This window comes from Enterobacter sp. C3_dUdeg (assembly GCF_057536195.1).
This window is the reverse complement of record NZ_BAAKFX010000001.1, coordinates 1,334,928-1,350,269: the sequence shown is the minus strand read 5'-3', so window position 1 is coordinate 1,350,269 and position 15,342 is coordinate 1,334,928. Positions and strand designations below refer to the sequence as shown.

At 58.2% G+C, this 15,342-nt stretch carries 9 protein-coding genes and 1 other RNA gene; 6 read left to right on the top strand and 4 right to left on the bottom strand.

All coding sequences use genetic code 11. The features are described 5' to 3' along the window. Positions 1-121 precede the first annotated feature (121 nt). Positions 122-955, bottom strand: a complete 834-nt coding sequence (gene ppsR / locus AC27FC_RS06355) for a posphoenolpyruvate synthetase regulatory kinase/phosphorylase PpsR (protein ID WP_023311315.1) — start codon at positions 953-955, stop codon at positions 122-124. A 335-nt stretch (positions 956-1,290) separates the two neighbouring features. Between ppsR and ppsA the strand changes: the two genes are divergently transcribed. The 3 genes from ppsA to AC27FC_RS06340 all read left to right on the top strand — a co-directional run bounded on the left by ppsA (position 1,291) and on the right by AC27FC_RS06340 (position 7,682). After that, positions 1,291-3,669 carry a phosphoenolpyruvate synthase gene (gene ppsA / locus AC27FC_RS06350; protein WP_023311316.1) on the top strand — a complete coding sequence of 793 codons (2,379 nt, stop codon included), beginning with the start codon at positions 1,291-1,293 and terminating at the stop codon, positions 3,667-3,669. Positions 3,670-3,902: 233 nt separating this feature from the next. Next, entirely contained in the window at positions 3,903-5,303 is a 1,401-nt protein-coding gene (locus AC27FC_RS06345) for an MFS transporter (protein WP_058840771.1), read from the top strand. Between the two features lie 3 nt (positions 5,304-5,306). Continuing rightward, complete coding sequence (locus AC27FC_RS06340) at positions 5,307-7,682, top strand: glycoside hydrolase family 3 N-terminal domain-containing protein (RefSeq protein ID WP_196354546.1); 2,376 nt, start codon at positions 5,307-5,309, stop codon at positions 7,680-7,682. Positions 7,683-7,687: 5 nt separating this feature from the next. Here AC27FC_RS06340 and rprA read toward each other — a convergent pair. Beyond that, an RNA gene (gene rprA, locus AC27FC_RS06335) (antisense sRNA RprA) lies at positions 7,688-7,795 on the bottom strand. 209 nt (positions 7,796-8,004) lie between these two features. Continuing rightward, on the bottom strand, positions 8,005-9,120 hold the full coding sequence (gene ydiK / locus AC27FC_RS06330; protein WP_033145295.1) for an AI-2E family transporter YdiK: 1,116 nt from the start codon (positions 9,118-9,120) through the stop codon (positions 8,005-8,007). A 199-nt stretch (positions 9,121-9,319) separates the two neighbouring features. Between ydiK and ydiJ the strand changes: the two genes are divergently transcribed. The 3 genes from ydiJ (at position 9,320) to AC27FC_RS06315 (ending at position 13,063) form a co-directional block, all read left to right on the top strand. Next, positions 9,320-12,376, top strand: coding sequence for a D-2-hydroxyglutarate dehydrogenase YdiJ (gene ydiJ / locus AC27FC_RS06325; protein ID WP_167819317.1), 3,057 nt, complete (start codon positions 9,320-9,322; stop codon positions 12,374-12,376). Next, complete coding sequence (gene menI, locus AC27FC_RS06320; protein WP_023311321.1) at positions 12,373-12,783, top strand: 1,4-dihydroxy-2-naphthoyl-CoA hydrolase; 411 nt, start codon at positions 12,373-12,375, stop codon at positions 12,781-12,783. The genes ydiJ and menI overlap by 4 nt, the downstream gene beginning before the upstream one ends. Before the next feature lie 85 nt (positions 12,784-12,868). Beyond that, entirely contained in the window at positions 12,869-13,063 is a 195-nt protein-coding gene (locus AC27FC_RS06315) for a YdiH family protein (RefSeq protein WP_003857766.1), read from the top strand. A gap of 88 nt (positions 13,064-13,151) precedes the next feature. Here the strand turns inward: AC27FC_RS06315 and fdhF are convergent, their stop codons facing one another. Then, the gene (gene fdhF, locus AC27FC_RS06310; protein ID WP_196354540.1) at positions 13,152-15,302 is read right to left on the bottom strand and encodes a formate dehydrogenase subunit alpha; all 2,151 of its coding nucleotides are present in this window, start codon (positions 15,300-15,302) and stop codon (positions 13,152-13,154) included. Positions 15,303-15,342 lie beyond the last annotated feature (40 nt).

The following is a 15,342-nucleotide window of genomic DNA, read 5'->3' as shown; positions in this document are numbered from 1 at the left end:
CAGACTACCGGGAAGTGATGGGCATCACCTTAAACCAATCCCTGCTGATTTCAAGTTCGGGGCGACACCGCCCCGTGGTTGCAGATGATGATACCTGAATCCGAGCTAATGTACTAGCATATTAGTACATGCGGCGATTAAGCCCCATGATGTCGAGAATTTTGGTGGCAATTTCTTCAACTGAATAGTTGGTGCTGTTCAGCCACGGGATCTGGTTTTTGCGGTACAGCGCTTCCACTTCGGAGACCTCCATCCGGCACTGGCGCATGGAGGCGTATCGGCTGTTCTCGCGACGCTCCTCGCGGATGGCCGCAAGGCGTTCAGGGTTGATCGTCAGGCCGAACAGCTTGTGCTGCAGCGGCTTAAGGGCGGCGGGCAGCACCAGGTTATCCATATCGTCGGCGATAAACGGGTAGTTTGCGGCGCGAATGCCAAACTGCATCGCCAGATAAAGGCTGGTCGGGGTTTTGCCGCAGCGCGACACGCCAAGCAGGATCACCTGCGCCTGGTCGAGATTTCTCAGCGAGATACCGTCGTCGTGGGCCAGGGTGTAGTCGATAGCGGCGATACGCGCGTCGTACTTGGTCAGGTTGCCGGGGTTCAGCCCGTGGGTTCGGTGGGCAATCGGGGTCGGGTCGAGCTTAAGCTCGCTCTGCAGCGGCGCCACCAGCGCCTGCACGATATCCTGGCAGAAGCCTTCACTTTGCAGAATGATGGAGCGAATCTCAGGGATCACGATAGAGTAGAACACCAGCGGGCGGACGCCGGTCTGCTGGTAGATGGCGTCAATCTGGTCCTTCACCGCTTTAGCGCGGCTCTCGTTTTCGACAAACGGCAGCGTGATGCTGTTAATCGAGACGGGAAACTGCGACATCACCGCGTGGCCCAGCACCTCGGCGGTGATCGCCGTACCATCAGAAATATAAAAAACGTGGCGATCGACAGCACTATCCATTTTACTCACCCTGAATATCAGACCTAATTGTCTGAAAGCATAAATTAAAAAAGTAAATTACACAGCAAAGAACTTATCCTAATTATGAATGAAACGCTGTTTTTGATTTTCCTGAAAAGTGGATTTCATTTTTCAAATAGCGACTTTATTTTTGGGGTTTCTGGATGAATATAGAGGAATCATCGGGTTAATCGTTGATGGGAAAGTATCCGAAAAGTTGAAATTTTAAATTGCTTACACGATTCACCGTTTTTTTAGCGGAAATAAATATGCCAGTATAAATACGTAGTCAGGTGTTACTTACTCCGATCAAATATCACAAAAGGATTGTTTCGATGTCCAACAATGGCTCGTCACCGCTGGTGCTTTGGTATAACCAACTCGGCATGAATGATGTAGACAGAGTTGGGGGCAAAAATGCCTCCCTGGGTGAAATGATTACAAATCTGTCGGGTATGGGTGTCTCCGTACCGAACGGGTTTGCCACCACCGCCGATGCCTTTAACCTGTTTTTAGACCAGAGCGGTGTTAACCAGCGCATTTACGACCTGCTGGATAAAACGGATATTGATGACGTTACCGAGCTTGCCAAAGCCGGGGCGCAGATCCGCCAGTGGATCATCGACACACCTTTCCAGCCGGAACTGGAAAAAGCCATTCACGACGCGTACAACCAGCTCTCTGCTGACGATGCGCAGGCCTCCTTTGCCGTACGTTCCTCTGCGACCGCAGAAGATATGCCGGACGCCTCGTTTGCCGGACAGCAGGAAACCTTCCTGAACGTCCAGGGTTACGATGCGGTGCTGGTGGCGGTGAAGCACGTGTTTGCTTCCCTGTTCAACGACCGTGCCATCTCCTATCGCGTGCACCAGGGCTACGACCATCGCGGCGTGGCGCTCTCCGCTGGCGTTCAGCGCATGGTGCGCTCGGACGTGGGCTCATCCGGCGTGATGTTCTCCATTGATACCGAATCCGGCTTCGACCAGGTGGTGTTTATCACCTCCGCGTGGGGTCTGGGTGAGATGGTGGTGCAGGGCGCGGTAAACCCTGACGAATTCTACGTCCACAAGCCTACGCTGGCCGCTGGCCGTCCGGCGGTGGTGCGCCGCACCATGGGCTCGAAAAAAATCCGCATGATCTATGCCCCGACCCAGGAGCATGGCAAGCAGGTTAAAATTGAAGATGTACCGCAGGAGCAGCGCGACCGCTTCTCCCTGACCGACGCCGAAGTGCAGGAACTGGCGAAGCAGGCGGTGCAGATCGAAAAACACTACGGCCGTCCGATGGACATCGAATGGGCAAAAGACGGGAACACCGGCAAGCTGTTTATCGTGCAGGCGCGTCCGGAAACCGTCCGCTCTCGCGGTCAGGTGATGGAGCGTTATACGCTGCACGCGCAGGGTAAAATCGTGGCGGAAGGCCGCGCCATCGGTCACCGCATCGGTGCCGGTCCGGTCAAAGTGATCCACGACATCAGCGAGATGAACCGTATTGAGCCAGGCGACGTGCTGGTGACCGACATGACCGACCCGGACTGGGAACCGATCATGAAGAAAGCGGCGGCTATCGTCACCAACCGCGGCGGTCGTACCTGCCACGCGGCGATCATTGCCCGCGAGCTGGGCATTCCCGCGGTTGTCGGCTGCGGTGACGCCACCGAACGCATGAAGGACGGGCAGAACGTGACCGTCTCCTGTGCCGAAGGCGATACCGGCTACGTCTACGCCGATATCCTCGACTTCAGCGTGAAGAGCTCCAGCGTGGATACCATGCCGGACCTGCCGCTGAAGATCATGATGAACGTCGGCAACCCGGACCGCGCGTTTGACTTCGCCTGCCTGCCGAACGAAGGCGTTGGCCTGGCGCGTCTGGAATTTATCATCAACCGTATGATCGGCGTTCACCCGCGCGCGCTGCTGGAGTTTGACGACCAGGATCCGAAGCTGCAGAACGAAATCCGCGAGATGATGAAAGGCTACGACTCGCCGAAAGAGTTCTACGTCGGCCGTCTGACCGAAGGGATCGCGACGCTGGGCGCCGCCTTCTATCCGAAACGCGTGATCGTGCGTCTGTCTGACTTTAAGTCTAACGAATACGCCAACCTGGTAGGCGGCGAGCGCTACGAGCCGGAAGAAGAGAACCCGATGCTGGGCTTCCGCGGGGCCGGACGCTACGTGTCCGACAGCTTCCGCGACTGCTTCGCGCTGGAGTGTGAGGCGGTGAAACGCGTGCGCAACGACATGGGGCTGACCAACGTCGAAATCATGATCCCGTTCGTGCGTACCGTGGATCAGGCGAAAGCGGTGGTGGACGAGCTGGCGCGTCAGGGTCTGAAGCGCGGCGAGAACGGGCTGAAGATCATCATGATGTGCGAAATCCCGTCCAACGCCCTGCTGGCCGAGCAGTTCCTCGAGCACTTCGACGGCTTCTCTATCGGCTCGAACGACATGACGCAGCTGACGCTGGGTCTGGACCGCGACTCCGGCGTGGTCTCCGAGCTGTTCGACGAGCGCAACGAGGCGGTGAAAGCGCTGCTCTCCATGTCCATCCGCGCGGCGAAGAAGCAGGGTAAATACGTCGGGATCTGCGGTCAGGGTCCATCCGACCATGAAGACTTTGCCGCATGGCTGATGGAAGAGGGGATCGATAGCCTGTCCCTGAACCCGGACACCGTGGTGCAAACCTGGCTGAGCCTGGCGGAACTGAACAAGTAACGCCACGCTGACCCGAAAAGGCGAGGATATTATTCCTCGCCTTTTTTATTTCATTTCTTATTTGCTCCCCATCACAAATAAAGTAAAAAACCAAATATCATAATTTGTCTGTCAATTTAGACAATTGTTAGCGCGCAAACCGTTGCTAATACTTGAGCCTTACTGCGCATTTCCCTTAAGAAGATGCGCAACTGGTTGAAATACGTTTTAACCTGATAAAAAGGCAAATAACAATGACTCTCTCCTCTGTATTGCGTACCAAAGATAAAATAGGTTATGGCTTAGGCGATATGGCCAGCGCGCTGGTCTGGCAAACGGCAACCTTATTTCTCGCTTATTTTTATACAGACGTATTTGGGCTGCCCGCCGCGATTATGGGCACCATGTTTTTAGTGGTGCGCGTGGTCGATGCGTTTGTCGACCCGTGCATTGGCGCACTGGTTGACCGCACCCGGACGCGTCACGGACGTTTCCGTCCCTGGCTGCTGTGGTTTGCCATCCCGTTTGGCGTGAGCTGCCTCATTACCTTCTATGTGCCGGACGTTGGGCCGACGGCAAAAATCGTTTACGCCTGCGTGACCTACGCGATTTTAAGCCTGATTTACTCCGCAATTAACGTGCCTTACTGCGCTATGCCCGGCGCGCTGACGCTGGACCCGCGCGAGCGTCATTCTCTGCAGTCGTGGCGCTTTGGGCTGTCGTTTATCGGCGGGCTGATCGTGACGGTTATCGCCCTGCCGCTGGTCTCACTGTTAGGCCAGGGCAACGTGCAGAAAGGCTATTTCTATGCCATGAGCCTGATGGGTCTGCTGGGAATTGTGCTGTTCTTCTGCTGTTTCCTGATGACCCGCGAGCGTTATTCTCCGCGCAATGATACCTCCGGCTCCATGCTCACCGATTTAAAACTGCTGGCCGGGAACAGCCAGTGGCGTATTGTGTTCCTGTTTAATATTTTGCTGTTAACGGCGGTGGTGACGCGCGGTTCCGCCACCATGTATTACGTGAACTATGTGCTGCTGCGCCCGGATCTGGTTTTTGCCTTTATTGTTTCCGGCATGGTGGCCTCCTTAAGCGGCGCATTATTATCTGAACGGCTGCTGGGGAAATTTGACCGCGTGCGCGCCTACCAGTGGACGATTATCTCCTTCGTTATCTTCGGCGCGCTGATTTTCTTCCTGCCTCCTTCACAGGTGTGGCTAATCTTTGGCCTTAACATCGTCTTTAGCTTTATTCAAAACCTCACCACGCCGCTGCAGTGGACCATGTTCTCCGATGTGGTCGACTACGAAGAGCACCGCAGCGGCCGTCGTCTGGACGGGCTGGTCTTCTCCACCGCGCTGTTTGCCATCAAGTTTGGCCTGGCGCTGGGCGGGGCGGTCGTCGGCTGGGTGCTTGGCATGGTGGATTACGCCCCGGGCCAGGCAACCCAGGCGCCAGGCGTTCTCTCGACCATCAACGCGCTGTTCACCCTTATCCCTTGCGCGCTGTTCCTCTGCATGGTCGCGCTGCTTGCCATCTACAAACTCAACAGCCGGCTGGTGGATTCCATCGCCCGGGAGCTGGCCAGCAAGCGTGAAGTCAGACCCGAAGCGGGGCAGCTCAGCCCGGCAACCCCTTCCGCACTACAGGAGTAAAACATGACGACTATCTATAAGGACGCGGGACGTCCCGTGCACGAGCGCGTCGCCGATTTACTGGCGCGCATGACCCCGGAAGAGAAGTTCGCCCAGATGCACGCGTACTGGCTGATCCTCGATGAAAACGGTAACCACCGCGAGCGCAGCGATCTGAGTGACGAATTTGCCGGCGTGAGCGAGCAGGCTGCGCTCAGCGAACGGCTCAAGCTGGGCGTCGGGCAGATCACGCGGCCGCTGGGCACCCACATCGTTGACGCGAAGACCGGCGTGCGCGCGGCGAACCGCCTGCAGCGCATGATGATGGAAGAGACGCGGCTCGGCATCCCGGCGCTATTCCACGAGGAGTGTCTGGTGGGGCTGCTGTGCAAAGACGCCACCCTGTTCCCGTCGTCATTGAACTACGGTTCGACCTGGGATCCGGAGCTGGTGCAGCGGGCGGCAGAGCAGATTGGCAAAGAGGCGCGCTCCGTCGGCTGCCAGCAGGGGCTGGCGCCGGTGCTGGACGTATCCCGCGACGTGCGCTGGGGGCGAACGGAAGAGACCTTCGGGGAGGATCCTTGGCTGGTGGGCGTAATGGCGACCGCCTACGTGAAGGGCTTACAGGGCGATAAGCGCGATCTGCTGGCGACGCTCAAGCATTACGTGGGGCATTCGTTCAGCGAAGGAGCGCGCAACCATGCGCCGGTCCACCTTGGGTTCAGCGAGCTGAACGACACCTTCCTGCTGCCGTTCGAAATGGCGGTCAAGCTGGCAAACGCCGGTTCGGTGATGCCCGCGTACCACGATATTGATAACCAGCCGGGGCACAGCGACAGCTTCCTGTTGACCACCGTCCTGCGAGAGCAGTGGGGGTTCGACGGGATTATTGTCGCGGACTACGGCGGCGTAAGCCTGCTGCACCAGCACCATGGGATTTCCCACGATGCGGCCGAATCTGCTGCGCTGGCGTTCAACGCCGGGCTGGACGTTGAGCTGCCGAAAGACGACTGCGCGCGGCATCTGGCGGAAGCGGTAGAGCGCGGGCTGATCTCTATGGCGAAGGTCGACGAGATCGTGGCGCGTACGCTGACGGAAAAATTCCGCCTTGGCCTGTTTGAAAAGCCGTACGCGGATGAAAACGGTATCGATCTGCAAAACGATATGACCCGCCAGGCCGCGCGGGAGGTGGCGACGAAATCGATCACGCTGCTGGAAAACAACGGCATTTTACCGCTCGGGGGCAAACCCCGCGTGGCGGTAGTGGGGCCGACGGCAGACGATCCGCTGGCGTTACTCAGCGGCTACAGCTTCCCGGTGCATTTGATCATCAGCGATATGGTGGAAGAGACTTCGCAGGTCACGACCCCGCGCGCGGCGCTGGAGCAGTATCTCGGTGCATCGAACGTCCGCTATGCCAAAGGGTGCCACATCATCGAAAAACGGATGGCGGGCGCGCCGGTCTTCCCTGGCGACAGCGGCGGCAAACCGATGCAGCAGTCACCGGTATCGCAAAGTACCGCCCCGATCCCCGAGGCCGTAAACGCCGCGCAGGAGAGTGACGTGGTGGTGGCCTGCGTGGGCGATCTCGCCGGGCTGTTCCAGAGCGGTACCGTGGGGGAAGGTTCCGATACCGACTCCCTGAACCTGCCGGGCGTGCAGCAACAGCTGCTGGAAGCCCTGGTCGCCACCGGTAAACCGGTGATTGTGGTCATGACCGGGGGGCGTCCATACAACCTGCAGGGTCTGGAAGATAAGGTCGCGGCGCTGATGATGGCCTGGGCGCCGGGGCAGGAAGGGGGCTGGGCGATTGCGGACGTGTTAACCGGACACGCGGAGCCGCAGGGTCGCCTGGTGGTGAGCGTGCCGAAAAGCGCCGGGGCAATGCCTTATTACTACAATCACAAGCTCAAAAGCGGCGGTACACCGTTTGCGTTCCATTTCGGCTCACGTTACCCGTTTGGCTTCGGCCTCGGCTGGACGACGTTTAGCTGGGGCGCTGTCCGCGTCGCCGAAAGCAGCGTACCGGTCGACGGTGAGGTGAGGCTGAGCGTGGATATCACCAATACCGGAGAGCGCAGCGGCAGCGAGGTGGTGCAGGTTTACGTCAGGGATAAGGTCGCCACGCAGGTGCGGCCGCTTCAGGAGCTGAAGGCCTTCCAGCGCGTCACGCTCTCGCCGGGAGAAACCGCCACGCTCACCTTCACGCTGCCGGTTGAGATGTTCAACTTCACCCGTCGCGACGGAAAACGCATCGTCGAGCCGGGCGAGTTTGAGCTGCAGGTTGGCGCATCGTCGGCGGATATCCGCGAGACGGTGATGGTCAATGCGACAGGGGAAACGCGGGTGTTGCCGGCTGAGTGGCGGATGCTCAGTACCTGTGAGGTTCAACGCGCGTAGTCAGAATAAAAAAAAGCCCATCGTGGGAGATGGGCAAAGACTACACACAGCAATTCGTTGTTTCACTCAGGGGATTTCCTTGCTTATAAATCAAGGTGTTGATTTATAACCGTGTGCTAATAGTAGGCATTGTGTTATTTAGCGTCGATCGGATTCGTCTCAATAGTTAAAGAGACGTAAAGAATTCTTGAGGTTATTAGCAGACTTATTGCTGAAAAGGCGGGTCTGACCAGTGAGCAACGAATAAATACTTTAGCAGTGTTTAAGTATCATGCGGGAAAGTGTAGGCCGGGTGAGCGTTAACGCCACCCGGCAGCATACCTTAATGCGTGTTCTTCTCTTCCAGCTCTTCCAGTTCGCTCAAAATCACGTCCGGGTCAGTTCCCGGCGGCGGAATTTCATGCACCCAGGCAGAGAACAGACGCCAGGTGACGGCGAGCAGCACCGGGCCGATGAACAGGCCAATCATGCCAAAGGCAATCAATCCGCCAATGACCCCGGAGAGGATCAGGATCAGCGGCAGGTCTGCACCCATGCGAATGAGGATCGGACGAATCACGTTATCCATGGTGCCGACCACGCAGCTCCAGACCAGCAGCACCGTTCCCCACGTGGTATCGCCCGTCCAGTAGAGCCAGATAATGCTGGGAACCAGCACCAGCAGCGGTCCCAGCTGTGCAAGACAGGTCATCAGCATGACAACGGTGAACACGGTGGCGTACGGTACGCCGGAAATCGCCAGACCGATCCCGCCCAGTACCGCCTGCACCAGCGCGGTGACCACCACGCCCAGCGCAACCGCGCGCACGGCCTGCGCGGCCAGCAGCACCGCCGCGTCACCGCGTTTGCCCGCCAGGCGGGTGGCAAAGTGACGAACGCCTAAAGCCACCTGCTCGCCGCGCCAGTAGAGCAGGGCGCTGAAGAGCAGCATCAGGGTACAGTGCATCATAAAGCGGCCGATATGCGCCGCCTGCCCGACAAACCAGGTGGTGGTGGTGCCAATATACGGGCGGACTTTTGCCATCAGCGCGCTGCCGCCCATCTCCAGCAGGCTATGCCAGCCGCTGTAGAGTTTGGCGCCCACCAGCGGAATGCTGTTCAGCCAGGCGAGATCCGGCAGCGTCAGGTCGCCGCTGCTAATGGCGCGAATAACCGGGCCACTCGAATCCACCAGGCTATTTACCAGCAGGGCAATCGGAATGATAAACAGCAGGAACAGCAGGAGCGTCATGACCAGCACGGCGAGCCCGCGACGGCCGAACAGCAGCTTCTGCAAGCGCAGCAGCAAAGGCCACGTGGCCACGACTACGGTCGCAGCCCACGCAAAGCCGAGAATAAAGGGTTGAACAATCCACAGACACGCAATAATCATGAGGGCCAGAAACAGCACCGACAGCAAAATTTGCGCAACATCCCTGGGCTGGCGAAGATTGACCATAAATGAAACTTTCCTTAAAAGAACGCCAGTAAGACTGGCGGGAACGGAAAACCGCGTCTCTTTAATCATTAATGATCTCAGCGGTTTTTAACAGGCGAATTCTGCCTGTAATTCAGCAGAGATTATAAGAAAAAAATGTGATAAAACTTTTAAGATACACGCAAACGATTTCATACAACTCTAATTAGGGTCGACAGTCATGATCCCACAGATTTCTCAGGCACCTGGCGTCGTTCAGCTGGTGCTTAATTTTTTGCAAGCACTGGAGCAACAGGGTTTTACAGGTGATACCGCCACGAACTATGCCGACAGGCTGACGATGGCGACCGATAACAGTATCTACCAGCTTCTTCCCGATGCCGTTGTTTTCCCTCGTTCAACGGCCGACGTCGCGCTTATCGCCCGGCTGGCCACGCAGGAGCGGTTTGCCTCGCTGGTCTTTACGCCGCGCGGCGGCGGCACCGGGACCAACGGTCAGGCGCTAAACCAGGGCATCATTGTTGATATGTCGCGCTATATGAACCGCATCATTGAGATCAACCCGGAAGAGGGGTGGGTGCGGGTCGAAGCGGGCGTCATCAAAGATCAGCTTAATCAGTATCTCAAGCCTTACGGTTACTTTTTTGCCCCTGAGCTCTCCACCAGCAACCGCGCGACCCTTGGCGGGATGATTAACACGGATGCCTCCGGGCAGGGCTCGCTGGTCTACGGTAAAACCTCCGATCACGTGCTGGGCGTGCGTGCGGTGCTGCTGGGTGGCGATATTCTCGATACCCAGCCGATGCCGGTTGAACTGGCGGAAACGCTGGGCAAAGACAACACCGCCAGCGGGCGTATCTATCGCACCGTGCTGGAACGCTGTCGCGACAACCGCCAGCTTATTCTCGATAAATTCCCCAAGCTGAACCGCTTCCTGACCGGTTACGATCTGCGTCACGTCTTCAACGATGACCTGACCCAGTTTGATTTAACCCGCGTGCTGACCGGCTCCGAAGGAACGCTGGCATTTATTACCGAAGCGCGGCTGGATATCACCCGGTTGCCGAAAGTGCGCCGTCTGGTGAACGTCAAATATGACTCCTTCGACTCCGCGCTGCGCAATGCGCCGTTTATGGTGCAAGCGCAGGCGCTGTCGGTGGAGACCGTCGACTCTAAGGTGCTCAATCTTGCCCGGGAAGATATTGTCTGGCACTCCGTAAGCGACCTCATTACCGACGTGCCGGACAAAGAGATGCTCGGTCTTAATATCGTGGAATTTGCCGGCGATGATGCGGAGCTGATTGAGCGTCAGGTCACCACGCTCTGCCAGCGTCTGGACGAGCTGATTGCGCAGGGTGAAGGCGGCGTGATCGGCTGGCAGCTCTGTAACGATCTGGCCGGGATTGAGCGTATCTATGCGATGCGTAAAAAAGCCGTGGGCCTGCTCGGCAATGCGAAAGGGGCGGCGAAGCCCATTCCCTTTGCCGAAGATACCTGCGTGCCGCCCGAGCATCTGGCGGATTATATCGTGGAGTTTCGCGCCCTGCTGGACAGCCACGGCCTGAGCTATGGCATGTTCGGCCACGTCGACGCCGGAGTACTGCACGTGCGTCCGGCTCTGGACATGTGCGACCCGCAGCAGGAGATCCTGATGAAGCAGATCTCCGACGACGTGGTGGCCTTAACCGCCAAATACGGCGGTCTGCTGTGGGGGGAGCACGGGAAAGGGTTCCGCGCGGAGTACAGCCCGGCATTCTTCGGCGAACAGCTCTACGCGGAATTGCGTAAGGTGAAAGCGGCTTTCGATCCGCATAACCGCCTCAACCCGGGTAAAATCTGTCCGCCTGAGGGTGTTGATGCCCCAATGCTGCAGGTGGATGCCGTCAAGCGCGGCACCTACGACAGGCAGATCCCGATTGCGGTGCGCTCGTCCTGGCGCGGCGCGATGGAGTGCAACGGCAACGGCCTGTGCTTTAACTTTGATGTGAAAAGCCCGATGTGCCCGTCGATGAAAATCACCAGCAACCGTATCCACTCGCCGAAAGGGCGGGCGACGCTGGTGCGCGAGTGGCTGCGTCTGCTGGCCGACCGCGGGGTGGATCCGCTCAAGCTGGAGCAGGAGCTGCCGGAAAAACGGGCCAGCCTGCGCTCGCTGATTGAGCGCACCCGCAACAGCTGGCATGCCAACAAGGGCGAGTATGATTTCTCCCATGAGGTGAAAGAGGCGATGTCCGGCTGTCTGGCCTGTAAAGCCTGCTCCACCCAGTGCCCGATTAAAATCGACGTGCCGGAATTCCGCTCGCGTTTCCTGCAGCTTTACCACACCCGATACCTCCGTCCGGTGCGCGACCATCTGGTGGCGACGGTGGAAAGCTACGCGCCGCTGATGGCGCGGGCGCCAAAGACCTTCAACTTCTTTATCAACCAGCCGCTGGTGCGCAAGCTCTCCGAAAAACACATCGGCATGGTCGATCTCCCGCTGTTGTCGGTCCCGTCTCTGCAGCGCCAGCTCGTCGGTCACCGTTCGGCGAACATGACTCTGGAGCAGCTTGAGGCGCTCACTCCGGAGCAAAAAGGCAATATGGTGCTGGTGGTGCAGGATCCGTTCACCAGCTACTACGATGCGCAGGTCGTGGCCGATTTCGTCCGTCTGGCGGAGAAGGTGGGTTACCAGCCGGTTGTGCTGCCGTTCTCTCCCAACGGCAAGGCGCAGCACATTAAAGGTTTCCTGAACCGATTTGCGAAGACCGCGCAGAAAACGTCTGACTTCTTAAACCGCGTGGCGCAACTCGGGATACCGATGGTTGGCGTCGATCCGGCGCTGGTGCTTTGCTATCGCGATGAATACAAGCAGACGCTGGGCGATAAGCGCGGTGATTTCAACGTCATGCTGGTGCACGAGTGGCTTCCGGTGGCGCTGGCAGATAAAGCCGTTCAGGACGTCAGCGGTGAACCGTGGTATCTCTTCGGCCACTGCACGGAAGTGACCGCGCTGCCGGGTGCCCCCGCGCAGTGGGCGTCCGTTTTTGCCCGCTTCGGTGCGAAGCTGGAGAGCGTCAACGTAGGCTGCTGCGGGATGGCCGGAACCTACGGACACGAAGTGAAAAACCACGCCAACTCGCTCGGCATCTATGAGCTGTCCTGGCATCAGGCGATGCAGCGTTTGCCGCGAAACCGCTGTCTGGCGACGGGCTACTCCTGCCGCAGCCAGGTAAAACGGGTAGAAGGTAACGGTGTGCGTCACCCATTGCAGGCTTTACTGGAGATAATTGGATGATCTGGAAACGTGCCGTGACGCTGCAGGCGCTGAACGCCATGGGCGAGGGGAATATGGTGGGGCTGCTGGATATCCAGTTCATCCGCATTGGCGACGATGAGATTGAGGCCACCATGCCGGTCGATAGTCGCACCCACCAGCCGTTTGGTTTATTGCACGGCGGGGCCTCCGTCGTGCTGGCCGAAACGCTGGGCTCGGTGGCGGGCTATCTCTGTACCGAAGGGGAGCAGAAGGTTGTTGGACTCGAGGTGAATGCTAACCACATACGCTCGGTGCGCAGCGGGCGCGTGCGCGGTGTTTGCCGCGCGCTGCACGCCGGAAGCCGCCATCAGGTGTGGCAGATAGATATTCTCGATGAGCAGGATCGCCTGTGCTGCTCGTCGCGGCTGACCACGGCGGTTGTGTAAAGTTTTCAGATGTTTTGCCTTTGGTCAAAAACTAGCCAGTCCGTTGTGATATACTGGTCAGGTTTTGTACATAAGCGAGGACATCATGGATACTGAAATAACCCCAACACAGCTGGCAATTGAATATTTACGTCGCGATAAGAGCAACCTGTCTCCGGCGCAGTACCTGAAAAAGCTGAAACAGCTTGAGCTGGAATTTACAGATTTGCTGGCGCTCTCTTCGAATGAACTGAAAGAAGAGATCTATTTTGCCTGGCGGTTGGGCGTTCACGTCCATTGAGTACATGAGAATAAAAGGGCCGCGAGTGCGGCCTTTTTTGTGTCTGAAATTCAGTATCGGGCGGCGGTGACGCCACCCGATATTTTCCTCAGACATTGACGGCGTTGATCAGCCGCGACTTCATGGACTGATACGCCGACGCCGCAAAATCCTCCGCCCAGCGCTGGTCCTCAATCGCCTCCAGCTGCACCGCGCAATACTTCGTTTCCGGCGTTTTGGAGATGGGATCGAGATTATCCTGGGTCAGCTCGTTGCAGGCGCCAATCCACCACTGATAGGTCATATAGACCGCCCCGGAGTTGATACGCTCGCTAATGCTGGCGCGGGTAATCACTTTGCCGCGACGTGAGCGCACCCAGACCAGCTGGCCCTCCGCGATGCCCAGCTTTTCCGCATCGGCAGGGTTCATTTGCACCCGGCCCGGCTCATCGGCCAGGCTCTGCAGCGCGGCGCAGTTCCCGGTCATCGAGCGGCAGGAGTAGTGTCCCACTTCACGCACCGTGCACAGCACCAGCGGGAAATCTGCGTCCGGGGTTTCCGCCGGCGCGCGCCACGGGGCGGCAAAGAGCTGCCCTTTACCGGTTGGGGTGTCGAACTGATTGTCTTTGTACAGGTACGGCGTTCCCGGATGATCCAGCGTCGGGCACGGCCACTGCACGTGGCCCATCTCGCCCATTTTTTCATACGTCACGCCGTAGAAGAGAGGGCACAGCTCGCGCATCTCGTCCCAGATCTGCTGGTTGGAGTCATAATGCATCGGGTAGCCCATCTCGGTGGCGAGCAGGCTGATAATCTCCCAGTCGCGCTTCACGTTGCCGCTGGCCTCAATGGCTTTGCCAAAACGCTGGAATCCGCGATCGGCACAGGTAAAGACGCCGCCGTGTTCACCCCAGGAGGTGGCAGGAAGCAGAACGTCCGCCACTTCTGCCGTTTTGGTCATAAAGATGTCCTGAACCACCACAAAGTCGAGCGCCTCAAAACCGCTGCGAACGAGACCGAGATCGGCTTCGGTCTGAAGCGGATCTTCCCCCATGATGTAGTAGGCCTTGACCTTGCCTTCCAGCGCCAGATGGGGCACCTCGGTAATGCGCGTCCCGACCCGATCGTCCATTTTATCGGCGTCAATTCCCCAGGCATCGGCAAACTTCTGCCTGACCGCCGGATCGGTCACATCCTGATAGCCGGGGAACATATTTGGCAGAACGCCCATATCGCAGGCGCCCTGAACGTTGTTTTGCCCGCGCACGGGACCGACGCCGACGGCAGGGCGGCCGAGGTTGCCGGTCAGCAGCGCCAGGCTGGAAAGCCCTTTGACCACATCCACGGCCTGACCAAACTGGGTCACGCCCATCCCCCACATCACGGTGGCGGAAGGGGCCGCCGCGAAGGTGCGCATCGCCTGGCGAACGTCGCGGGCGGGAATGCCGGTAAGATGCTCGACCTTCTCCGGCGCATAGTCTTTCACCGTCTGGCGATAGGCCTCAAGCCCCTCGGTAAAGCGCGCCACGTAGCTTTTGTCGTAGAGCTCCTCTTCCAGCAGCACGAAGCCAAAGGCGTTCACCAGCGCCATATTGCTGCCGTTTTTCAGCTGCAGATGCTGGTCGGCGATGCGCGCCGTTTCAATGCGCCGCGGATCGCAGACGATAATTTTTGCGCCGTTTTCCCGCGCTTTCAGCACGCGTCGGGCGACGATAGGGTGGGAGTCCGCGCAGTTATAGCCAAACACCAGCAGGCATTTTGAGTTTTCAATATCGCTGATTGAGTTGCTCATCGCGCCGTTGCCGAGCGTTTCCTGTAAACCGGCCACGGAAGGGCCGTGACAGACGCGCGCGCAGCAGTCCACGTTGTTGGTGTTCAGCACCGCGCGGGCAAATTTTTGCATCACATAGTTTGTTTCATTGCCTGTTCCGCGAGAGGATCCGGTGGTCATGATCGACCGCGGCCCGTGCTGCGCTTTGATGCTGCTGAGCCTGTGGGCGGTGTAGCGGATAGCCTCTTCCCAGGTGACGGGAGTAAATGCCTCGCCTTTATGGTAGCGGATCATCGGCTGGGTCAGGCGCGGGGTGAGCAGACGGGTATCGTTGAGGAAGTCCCAGCCGTAAAAGCCTTTCAGACACAGGGTGCCCTGGTTTGTGACGCCTTCTGCGGCTTCGGCACGGATGATACGGTTATTTTCAACGACAAGGTTTAATTTACAGCCTGCACCGCAGTAGGGGCAGACGCTGGCGATCTTTTTCATCAATAACAGACCTGTTAAGAAATGAAGCAAAGTTGACTGG

Bases quoted from the DNA above. Each gene is read 5' to 3' on its own strand.
- fdhF (WP_196354540.1), bottom strand. From the start codon at position 15,302: ATGAAAAAGATCGCCAGCGTCTGCCCCTACTGCGGTGCAGGCTGTAAA.
- ppsA (WP_023311316.1), top strand. From the start codon at position 1,291: ATGTCCAACAATGGCTCGTCACCGCTGGTGCTTTGGTATAACCAACTC.
- menI (WP_023311321.1), top strand. From the start codon at position 12,373: ATGATCTGGAAACGTGCCGTGACGCTGCAGGCGCTGAACGCCATGGGC.
- AC27FC_RS06340 (WP_196354546.1), top strand. From the start codon at position 5,307: ATGACGACTATCTATAAGGACGCGGGACGTCCCGTGCACGAGCGCGTC.
- ydiK (WP_033145295.1), bottom strand. From the start codon at position 9,120: ATGGTCAATCTTCGCCAGCCCAGGGATGTTGCGCAAATTTTGCTGTCG.
- ppsR (WP_023311315.1), bottom strand. From the start codon at position 955: ATGGATAGTGCTGTCGATCGCCACGTTTTTTATATTTCTGATGGTACG.
- ydiJ (WP_167819317.1), top strand. From the start codon at position 9,320: ATGATCCCACAGATTTCTCAGGCACCTGGCGTCGTTCAGCTGGTGCTT.
- AC27FC_RS06345 (WP_058840771.1), top strand. From the start codon at position 3,903: ATGACTCTCTCCTCTGTATTGCGTACCAAAGATAAAATAGGTTATGGC.
- AC27FC_RS06315 (WP_003857766.1), top strand. From the start codon at position 12,869: ATGGATACTGAAATAACCCCAACACAGCTGGCAATTGAATATTTACGT.